At 68.6% G+C, this 9777-nt stretch carries 10 protein-coding genes; 1 reads left to right on the top strand and 9 read right to left on the bottom strand.

Translation table 11 applies throughout. The features are described from left to right. Positions 1 to 180 precede the first annotated feature (180 nt). The 9 genes from ACFTSF_RS34280 to ACFTSF_RS34240 form a co-directional block, all read right to left on the bottom strand. On the bottom strand, positions 181 to 978 hold the full coding sequence (locus ACFTSF_RS34280; RefSeq protein WP_380158843.1) for a hypothetical protein: 798 nt from the start codon (positions 976 to 978) through the stop codon (positions 181 to 183). Then, the gene (locus ACFTSF_RS34275) at positions 975 to 1115 is read right to left on the bottom strand and encodes a hypothetical protein (protein ID WP_165952801.1); all 141 of its coding nucleotides are present in this window, start codon (positions 1113 to 1115) and stop codon (positions 975 to 977) included. The genes ACFTSF_RS34280 and ACFTSF_RS34275 overlap by 4 nt, the downstream gene beginning before the upstream one ends. Positions 1116 to 1167: 52 nt before the next feature. Beyond that, positions 1168 to 2133, bottom strand: coding sequence for a porphobilinogen synthase (hemB, locus tag ACFTSF_RS34270; RefSeq protein ID WP_380158841.1), 966 nt, complete (start codon positions 2131 to 2133; stop codon positions 1168 to 1170). A gap of 22 nt (positions 2134 to 2155) precedes the next feature. Then, positions 2156 to 3901: a uroporphyrinogen-III synthase gene (locus ACFTSF_RS34265; protein WP_380158839.1), complete on the bottom strand. Its 1746-nt coding sequence runs from the start codon at positions 3899 to 3901 to the stop codon at positions 2156 to 2158. After that, a complete protein-coding gene (gene hemC / locus ACFTSF_RS34260) occupies positions 3898 to 4779 on the bottom strand; it encodes a hydroxymethylbilane synthase (RefSeq protein WP_344164813.1) in 882 nt (293 codons plus the stop codon). The genes ACFTSF_RS34265 and hemC overlap by 4 nt, the downstream gene beginning before the upstream one ends. After that, complete coding sequence (locus ACFTSF_RS34255; RefSeq protein ID WP_344164816.1) at positions 4776 to 6059, bottom strand: glutamyl-tRNA reductase; 1284 nt, start codon at positions 6057 to 6059, stop codon at positions 4776 to 4778. The genes hemC and ACFTSF_RS34255 overlap by 4 nt, the downstream gene beginning before the upstream one ends. Further along, positions 6056 to 6814: a redox-sensing transcriptional repressor Rex gene (locus ACFTSF_RS34250; protein WP_344164819.1), complete on the bottom strand. Its 759-nt coding sequence runs from the start codon at positions 6812 to 6814 to the stop codon at positions 6056 to 6058. Before ACFTSF_RS34250 ends, ACFTSF_RS34255 begins: the two co-directional genes overlap by 4 nt. A gap of 115 nt (positions 6815 to 6929) precedes the next feature. Continuing rightward, complete coding sequence (locus ACFTSF_RS34245) at positions 6930 to 7169, bottom strand: glutaredoxin family protein (protein ID WP_380158835.1); 240 nt, start codon at positions 7167 to 7169, stop codon at positions 6930 to 6932. Further along, positions 7166 to 8611, bottom strand: a complete 1446-nt coding sequence (locus tag ACFTSF_RS34240; protein ID WP_380158833.1) for a class I adenylate-forming enzyme family protein — start codon at positions 8609 to 8611, stop codon at positions 7166 to 7168. Before ACFTSF_RS34240 ends, ACFTSF_RS34245 begins: the two co-directional genes overlap by 4 nt. A gap of 375 nt (positions 8612 to 8986) precedes the next feature. Here ACFTSF_RS34240 and ACFTSF_RS34235 point away from each other — a divergent pair, with 375 nt between their 5' ends. After that, positions 8987 to 9559 (top strand): sigma-70 family RNA polymerase sigma factor, encoded by a 573-nt coding sequence (locus tag ACFTSF_RS34235; RefSeq protein WP_238161031.1) that lies wholly within the window; start codon positions 8987 to 8989, stop codon positions 9557 to 9559. Positions 9560 to 9777 lie beyond the last annotated feature (218 nt).

Below are 9777 nucleotides of genomic sequence, written 5' to 3'. Positions count from 1 at the left end.
GGACAATCGCTTCCTACCGGGAGTTCCGCTGCTTCACGTCCACCGACACCCCACTTGACACCAAAACCCACCAGCTAACTAAGCGGCATTGGGGTATGCCCACGAGATGGCGGGTTGGCCCACCGGAGTCGCGTTGGCCAACCCGCCACCGGATGGGTCTACCCACCAGATGGGGAAGGGCTAGAGGTCGCGGAGGCGGGAGGTGATCTCGGATTCCTTGGGCTTGTGGGCGGCGTCGGTGGCGGCCTTCTGGGGGTGTTGGTCCGCGCGCGGGGTGGGGTTGGCGGCCGCGTGGAAGGCCTTGGCCAGCTCGGCGGACTCACCCTTGGCCTGGTTGGCGTCGCCGCGTGCGTCGTCGAAGCCCTCGTTGAGGGTCCTGAGGCCGGCCCGGGTCTGCATGAGCTGGGTGTCGAGGGACTCCGCGACGTTGGTGATGCGGGCAGCAGTCGCCTGGCGGTCGTCGACGTACTGACTGGAGTTCAGCAAGGGGTCGAGGGCCTCGCGGGCGGCGACCAGGCGACGGTCGGCGTGGTTGATGCTCTCGCCGAAGTTGTCGACGGCTCTGTCCAAGGTGTCGAGCTGGTGCGCGAGGCGTGACATCGCGGCCTGGTCGTGCTCGACGGGCAGCTCCGACAGCTCGGTCAGCGCCTCCCGGCTCGCCTTGAGCGCGCGAGCGCCGTCCCCGAGGCGGTCACGAACCTCGTCGATCCCCCGCCGGCCGGCGCGCAGCCGATCATCCACCTGACCGGCGAGGTACTGCGCGTTCCGCTGGAACGGGGCCGGTTCTTCCGCTTCCCGGACGCGGTTCGCCTGCGGCGGCAACTCGAAGATGTCTTCCTCGCTGCGCCGGAGGTAGTTGTCGACGTCCCGCGTCGTGTCGGCTGCTTCGCCGAGCGACACCCGGGCAGCGGTCAGCGCCCTGAAGGCGGTGTCCGCCAGTACGGCGGCACGCTGCTGCTCCTGGGCTGGCGTACTCACTGATCGTCCTCGGTCTCGTCCAGGGCCGCGCGCAGAGCCGCTTCGGCACCTTGGAGCTCGGACCGAGCAGCCTGCAACTGGTCGCGGGCAGCCTGCAGCGCCTCGTTCGGCTGGTCGGCCGGGTCCGTGGTGGACATGCGAACACCTCTCTCAGGGCAAACGTCCCCTTGAGACTAACGCGACGGTGGCTCAGCGGCGCTCAAGGAGGCCGACGGCCTCCGCGGCCCAGTACGTGAGGATCTGGTCCGCACCCGCACGCCGGATCGACGTCAGCGTCTCGAGAATCGCCCGCTCGCGGTCGATCCAGCCGTTCGCCGCGGCCGCCTCGACCATCGCGTACTCACCGGAGATGTTGTACGCCGCCACCGGCACGTTCACGTGGTCGCGAACCTGCCGGATGATGTCGAGGTACGGCAGCGCGGGCTTCACCATCACGATGTCCGCACCCTCGGCGATATCGAGGTCGACCTCGCGGATCGCGTCACGCGCGTTCGCGCCGTCCTGCTGGTAGGTCTTCCGGTCGCCCTGCAGCGACGAGTTCACGGCCTCGCGGAACGGGCCGAAGAAGCTCGACGCGTACTTCACCGCGTAGGCCAGGATCACCGTGTCCTGGAAATTCGCCGCATCCAGCGCCCGCCGTACGACGCCGACCTGGCCGTCCATCATCCCGGACGGACCGACGATGTGCGCACCGGCCGAGGCCTGCGCGACGCCCATCTCCGCATAGATCTTCAGCGTGGCGTCGTTGTCGACCCGGCCCTCGGCATCCAGTACGCCGCAGTGTCCGTGCGAGGTGAACTCGTCCAGGCACAGGTCCGACATCACCAGCAACGAGTCGCCGGCCTCGCTGACCGCGTCCCGGATCGCGACGTTCAGGATGCCGTCCGGATCGAGCGAACCCGATCCGACCTCGTCCTTCTCCTCGGGCACCCCGAACAGCATCACGCCGCCGAGCCCCAGCTGCGCCGCCTCGGCGACCGCCTTCCGCGCGGTGTCCCGGGTGTGCTGGTAGACGCCCGGCATCGACGAGATCGGCAGCGGCTCGCGCGCGCCTTCCCGGATGAACATCGGCAGGATCAGCTGCCGCGGCTCGATCGTGGTCTCCGCGACCAGCCTGCGCATCGCCTTCGACGACCGCAGCCGCCGGGGCCTCACATCCGGGAATCCAGTCACAGCATTAGCTCTTCCTGCGAGAACCTGCACGACGTTCTGACGGGCGGGTCACGGGCTCGCCCGCTTCCACCATGGTGTCACGCCGGTTCGCACCGAACCGGGCGAGTGCGTCGGCCAGCTCCTCGGCGGACGGCGAATCCGCCATCGCGTCGACGCGCAGTCCGTGCTCCTCGGCCGTCTTCAGCGTGGCCGGGCCGATCACCGCGATCACCGTCGAGGCATGCGGCTTGCCCGCGATGCCGACCAGGTTCCGGACCGTGGACGACGAGGTGAAGACCACCGCGTCGAACTTGCCGGACTTGATCGCCTCGCGGGTCGGCGCGGGCGGCGGGGCGGCCCGGACGGTCCGGTACGCCGTCACGTCGTCGACCTCCCAACCGAGATCGGTCAGACCCGCGACCAGCGTCTCGGTCGCGATATCGGCGCGCGGCAGGAACACCCGGTTGATCGGGTCCAGCACCTCGTCGAACGGCGGCCAGTCCTCGACCAGACCGGCCGCGGACTGCTCACCGGTCGGGGTCAGGTCCGGACGGATGCCCCAGGCACCGATCGCCTCGGCGGTCTTGTCACCGACCGCGGCGATCTTCAGCCCGGAGAACGCCCGCGCGTCCAGGCCGTACTCGTCGAACTTCTCCCGGACCGCCTTGACCGCGTTGACCGAGGTGAACGCGACCCACTCGTAGCGGCCCTCGACGAGCCCGCGGATCGCCTTGTCCATCTGCTGCGGGTTGCGCGGCGGCTCCACCGAGATCGTCGGTACCTCTTCGGGCATCGCGCCGTACCGGCGGAGGCGGTCCATCAGCGGACCGGCCTGGTCCTTGGTGCGCGGCACCAGGATCCGCCAGCCGAACAGCGGCTTGGTCTCGAACCAGGACAGTGCCTCGCGCTGCTCGACCACGGTGCCGACCACGATCACGGCCTCGCCGGTGACCTTGGCGGCGCGCAGGTCGGCGACGATCGTCTCGAGGGTGCCGACCACGCTGGTCTGCGCGGTCGTCGTGCCGCCGACGGTTGCCGCGACCGGGGTCGAGGCGTCGAAGCCGGCGTCGACGAGCGCGGCCACGGTGTCCTTGAGGACGTCGGTCGCGTTCAGCAGGACCAGCGTCTGCTTGGTGTGCAGGCGGCTCAGGTCGAGCTTGGCCTCGGCGAGGTCGACGACCGTGACCTCGCGGTCGTTCTTCATGGTCAGCGGGATTCCGGCGTACGTCGGGACCGCGCTCACCTCGCTGACACCGGGGATCACGTTGAAGCCGATGCCCGCCTTGCGGCACGCGGCCGCCTCTTCGGCGCCGCTGGAGAAGGTGAACGGGTCACCGGTCAGCAGCCGTACGACGTTCGCCGCGGACTTGGCGGTCTTCACCACCAGCCGGCCGCGAGCGGCGACGCGCAGTGCGCGGCTGCCCTCGGCGCCGGAGCCGTCGATCACCTCGACACCCGGCTTGCAGTACGCCAGGAAGGCGTCGTGCTCCGGACCCTCGACGACCACCGCGTCCGCACCGGCCAGGACGTCGCGTCCGGCCAGTGTCAGCAGCGAGGGGTCACCCGGGCCGACGCCGACGAACGTGACGTGGCCGAGTGGTCTCGGCTGCTTGGCCGCGCTCGTCGTGGCAGCCTTGGCCGGCACTGTCTGAGGTGTCGCGGATGTCGCGGTGGAGGCTGCTGTCTGTGCGCTGCTCACGTCTGCCTTCGCCCTCGTCCTCGTGGTGCTTGTCTTCTTGGCTGTCGTCGTGCCCTGTGGCGGTGGTGTCATTCGCGCTCCAGCAACTCGTTCGCCAGCGCTATGCCGAGGGACACCGGGTCGTCCACCGGCCCGTTCGCGGAGAGCCGTCGGACCCCGTCGTCCTGGCCGAGCGCGCCCCGCAACCAGAGCTCGGGGCCGTCCTCACCCTCGACCACCTCGGCGAGTGCTCCGACCGGAGCCGAGCACCCTGCCTCGAGTGTGGCCATCATCTGCCGTTCCGCTGTCACCGCTGCCCGGGTGGCCGGGTCCTCCAGCGGGGCCAGTGCGGCCAGTACTTCGGTGTCGTCCGCGCGGCACTCGATGCCCAGGGCACCTTGTCCGGGAGCGGGCAGAACCTGGATCGGATCCAGGGTCTCGGTCACCTCGGCGAGCCGTCCCAACCGGGACAACCCTGCCCTCGCAAGGACCACCGCGTCCAATTTACCGTCCGTGACGAGCTTGATCCGGGTGTCCACGTTGCCGCGGATCCCGGTCAGTTCGAGCCCCAGACCGAGCCCGTCGAGCATCGCGACCCGGCGCGCCGAGCCCGTCCCGACCAGGGCGCCCTGCGGCAGTTCACCCAGCGTGAGGCCGTCCCGAGCGATCAGTACGTCGCGCGGATCCTCGCGGACCGGGATCGCGCCGACCGTCAGGCCCTCGACCGGAATGGTCGGCAGATCCTTGAGCGAGTGCACCGCGATGTCGATCTCCCGAGCCATCAGCGCGTCCCTCAGGGCGCTGACGAAGACACCGGTGCCACCGATCTGCTGCATGGGCGCCAGGTTCACGTCGCCGGTGGTGACGATCGGGACCAGCTCGACCTCGTGCCCGAGTGCGCGCAACTGGTCGGCCACCAGGTTGGCCTGAACGGTCGCCAGTGCGGACCGCCGGGTTCCCAGTCGGATCATGCGTGCTCACCTCCGCGCGCCTTGGGCGTCGTCACCGCGTCGACCGTCGCCTGGTCGAGAGCGAACAGTTCGCGCAGCGCGTTCGCGTACGTCGGTCCGCCGGGATCGGCGGCAAGTTCCTTCACCCGAACGGTCGGGTTGTGCAGCACCTTGTCGACGACCCGGCGGATCGTCCGGGCCACCTCGTGCCGCTCGTTCTCGTCCAGGCCGGGCAACCGGCGGTCGAGCCGGGCCAGCTCGGAATCGACGAGCTCACTGGCCATCGCCCGCAGGGCAACGACGGTCGGCGCTACCGAAGCGGCTCGCCGGGTCCCCTCGAAAGCAGCGGTCTCCTCGCCGACGATCCGCCGTACATCCTCGATGTCGTCCTCGCTGCCACCGGCAGTGCCCGCGAGATCCGCCAGCGTGACGAGGCGGACGCCAGGAATCCGGGCGGCCTCGGGTGCGACATCGCGCGGCAGCGCAACGTCCAGCACGCCGAAAGGCCTTCCGTCACTGGCGTTTCGGATCATCTCTTCGGTCAGCACGACTCCGCGTGCACCGGTGCAGGACACCACGAGGTCGGCCTCGGCCAGTGCGTCCGGGACGTTCGCCAGCTGGATCGCCGTACCGCCGATGCGCTCGGTCAGCAGGACCGCGCGCTCATAGTTGCGGTTGGCAATGACCACGCTCGCGGCGCCGCCGTTGAGCAATGTCTGAGCGGCCAGCGAAGCCATCGAGCCGGCGCCGACGATGAGCGCGCGACGGCCTTCGAATCCACCGACTGCCTCGAGCCCGGCCGACACGACCGAGCGACCGGCCGAGTCGATCCCGGTCTCGGTCCGCGCCCGCTTGCCGACCCGCAATGCGTGCTGCAGAAGGGCATTCAGGTCGGTGGCGATCGTCTCGAGCTCTTGGCCGACGCGCAGCGTCTCCTTCACCTGACCGACGATCTGGCTCTCGCCGACGATCATCGAGTCCAGCCCGACCGCGACCTGGAAGAGGTGCGCGACCGCGCCCTCCTCGAAGTGCACGTACAGGTGCTCGGCCAGATCGATCAGCGGTACGCCGGTGACGTCGGACAGGATCGCGGTGACCTCGTCCATGCCGGCGTGGAAGCGGTCGACGGTCGCATAGACCTCGGTGCGGTTACAGGTCGCCAGTACGGCGGACTCGGTCACGGCCGGGGTGTTCTGCACGGCCAGCGCGAGCTTGGTCGCCGCGTCCGGATCGAGCGCGACCCGCTCCAGCACGTTGATGTCCGCGGACCGGTGACTGATCCCGACAACCAGGTAACTCATGCCCCCACACCTCCACCCACAGCGGGCAGATCCGAAGCGAGACCGTTGGGCGTGGGTAGCTCGGGCACCTGGGGGAGCGCCACCTCTCCGGACTTTCGTTGTTCGTGGTACGCCAGGATCTGCAACTCGATCGAGAGGTCCACCTTGCGGATGTCGACACCGTCGGGCACGGACAGCACCACCGGCGCGAAGTTCAGGATGCTGGTCACCCCGGCCGCGACCAGCCGGTCGCAGACCTCCTGGGCCGGACCGGCGGGGGTGGTGATGACGCCGATCGAGACCCGGTCGGTCTCGACGATGTGCTCGAGCTCGGCGAAGTCGCGGACCTCCATGTCGCCGATCCGCTCGCCGACCAGCTTCGGGTCGGCGTCCAGCAGGGCGACGATCCGGAACCCGCGGGTGCCGAAACCGGAGTAGTTCGCCAGTGCGTGACCGAGATTTCCGATCCCGACGATGACGACCGCCCAGTCCTGGGTGACGCCGATCTCGCGGGCGATCTGGTAGCGGAGGTACTCGACGTCGTACCCGACGCCGCGGGTGCCGTAGGAGCCCAGGTAGGACAGGTCCTTGCGGAGCTTCGCGGAGTTGACGCCGGCCGCGGTGGCCAGGTCCTCACTCGACGCGGTCGCGATACCACTGTCCGACAGCGCGGTCAGCGCCCGCAGATAGACCGGCAAGCGCGCGACAGTCGCCTCGGGGATGCCGCGTTCGGTTCTCGTCGGCGGGCCGGGACGACGGCTGCTGGCACGCGTCACAATTCTCCTGGGGGGTGGTTCTCATCAGCCGCGTTCAGTACCCTGCGGCTCCTCTTACTCTAGGAGCTTGTGAACGTGAGAACAAAATCGGCGAACCCCAGGGTGACCGAGAGCACTAAGCGCTGAGCGCCTTCCGGAGCCGCGCCGGGTCCACCCGCCAGAAATCGTGCTGCTTGCCGTCGACGAAGGTGACCGGGATCTGTTCGCCGTACTGCGTGAACAGGGCGTCATCCTGGGTGATGTCGACCTCGGTCCACGCCACCCCGAGCTCGGCGCAGACCGCCTCGACGATCGTCCGGGCGTCGTCACAGAGGTGACAGCCGGGCTTGCCGTAGAGCGTGACCCGCGCGCTCATCCCTCCGCCCGGAGCCGGCCCTTGGCCACCTTGCCGGTGACGGAGTGCGGCAACTGCTCGACGATCTCGAGCTCGCTCGGGCATTTGAACCGCGCCAGCCGGGTCCCGGCGTACTCCAGGACTCTGCTCGGCTCCAGCGTCACACCAGGCTCCGGTACGACGAATCCCTTGATCGCCTCGCCGGTGTCCTCGGACGGCACCCCGATCACGGCGGCCTCCAGTACGCCGTCCGCCCCGACCAGCACGTCCTCGACTTCGCTGGGGAAGACGTTGAACCCGGACACGATGATCAGCTCGCGCAGTCGGTCAACCAGAAAGAGGTCACCGTCGGAATCCAGGAAACCGACGTCGCCGGTGCGGTACCAGCCTTCGCTGTCCGGGCCGTCCACACCGTCCGGCCAGTAGCCGGAGAAGACGTTCGCACCGCGGATCAGGATCTCGCCGGGGTCGTCGCCCTCGACGTCCTCACCCTGCTCGTCGGCGATCCGGACCTCGACATTCGGCAGCGCGCGACCGACCGAACCGGGTTTCGGTTCGCCCTCACCGAGGGTCGTGGTCACACCTGGGGATGCCTCGGTCAGGCCGTAGCCCTGGTGGACGAAGAGGCCGGTCTCCTGCTCGAAACGATCGGCCAGGCCGCGATCCAGCGCCGAGGCACCGGTCAACACCACCTTCACGACGGAGAGCGCCGTACGGAGGTCTGGGCGAGTCAGCAGCGCATGCAGAGCCGGCGGGGCCAGCGGCAACCGGGTGACTCCGTGCTCTTTGACCAACTCAAGCGTGTGCGCGGGGTCGAAGCGCTGGTCGATGACCAGGGCCGCGCCGGTCGCGACGGTCCAGCCGAGGACTGCGTTCAGGCCGAAGGCGTGGAACATCGGCAGCACGCCGAGCACCACGTCCTCGGGCCCCATTCGGTCGGGGCCGAGGCCGGAGAGATTCTTCACGTTTGCCGCGAGAGCGCGGTGCGTGAGCATCGCCGCCCGCGGATCTCCACTGGTTCCCGAGGTGTACAGCAGGACTGCGAGTGTCTCGGCATCGAGAGTCGGCTGTAACACAGCGTCACCTTGGATGTCGCCGGCCCGCACCGTCCGGACCCCTTCGACGAGCCCCGCGAGGTCCTCGTCGGTGATCGCGAGCCGAGCCCCGGAGTGCGCCACGACGGTGTCCACCTCGGGCTTCGTCAGCCCGGTGTTCAGCGGTACGGCGACCAGTCCGGAACGAAGAACGCCCAGGTAGGAGGTGACGAACTCGATGCTGTTGGCCAGCAGCAGGATGACCCGGTACCCGGGCACCAGACCGGCCGCGGCGAACCCGCGGGCAGCGGTTTCGACAGCCTCGTCGAGCTCGGTCCAGGTCAGTCGCCGGTCGCCGTCGACCAGCGCGATCCGATCGCCGTGACGTCGCGCTGTGTCACGAAGAAGGTCCGCGAAGTTGAAGTCCACCCGCTGAGTCTGCCATGGCCGTCGCACGCTCATCGAGGGACCGGCGCACCCGGAATGGTTGCAGCGGAGCGTAACGGGAGATATACAGGTGAACTCGCGGATGTTGCTTCTGCTGAACCTCACACTGCAGAAACCCCGTCCGCGTCCGGGGAGACCATGCGCGACAACCCCACAGCAGGCTGCATTGCGTCATCAGGTGGTGACGGGAGCAGTCCGCTGGCGCATTCGTGACGATCGACCGACGGGAAGGCGGCACGCCACAAGCTGTTGACAGCGAGTACTGAAGGCATAACGCTCAGTGCTCGTATGTCGTCACAGCCGTTGTGGCCATGCGCGGATGTGTCAGACGACGTGTCTTTCGAACGGGGAGAGAACTTGACGACGCCGGAGCCAAGTCCGGACGGGATGCGACGGGCCGAGCTCGTCGATCGCGCTCAGGCTGGAGACGTCGGTGCCTTCGGTGAGCTGTACGACGAGTACTCGCTCACCGTCTATCGCTACATTTACGCTCGGGTGTCCTCATCGGCACTCGCCGAGGATCTGACCAGCGAGACGTTCGTCCGGGCGCTGCGCGCACTGGACTCGTTCCGCTGGCAGGGCCGGGATTTCGGCGCCTGGCTGGTGACGATCGCCCGGAACCTGATCACCGACCACTACAAGTCCGGCCGGGTCCGGCTCGAGGTGGTCACGGACGAGATCGAGACGCACGACCGGCAGACCGAGGGGCCGGAGGTCGACGTCCTGGCCGCCGCCACCGCCGAGGTGCTCCGGGACGCCGTCGCGGGCTTGCCCGACGAACAACGCGACTGCCTGACGATGCGGTTCTTCGCCGGTTTGTCGATCGCGGAAACGGCCAGGGCGCTGGAGAAGTCCGAAGGCGCCGTCAAGCAACTGCAACTGAGGGCCGTCCGGCACTTGGCGAAGGTTATCCCCAAGGACTTGAGGTGAGACGGATGACAACGACAGTCTTCCGTAACCCGTCAGGGAGTTTCATCGTTCTCCCTCGTGAGGACCTGTCGGTGACCCCGACTGGCCATTGAGGAGAACGAGATCCATGAGTGACCTACACAGGGCTCGAGCGCGCGCGGAGACCTTCGCGCACGCCGTTGATCACGGGCCCCGTCACTCTTCGCGACTGAGCGATGACCCGGAGTTGGAAGAGGCTG

The organism is Kribbella sp. NPDC056951 (genome assembly GCF_042674205.1).
GTDB classification, from domain to species: Bacteria; Actinomycetota; Actinomycetes; order Propionibacteriales; family Kribbellaceae; genus Kribbella; species Kribbella yunnanensis.
This window is presented reverse-complemented; position numbering and strand designations above follow the sequence as displayed.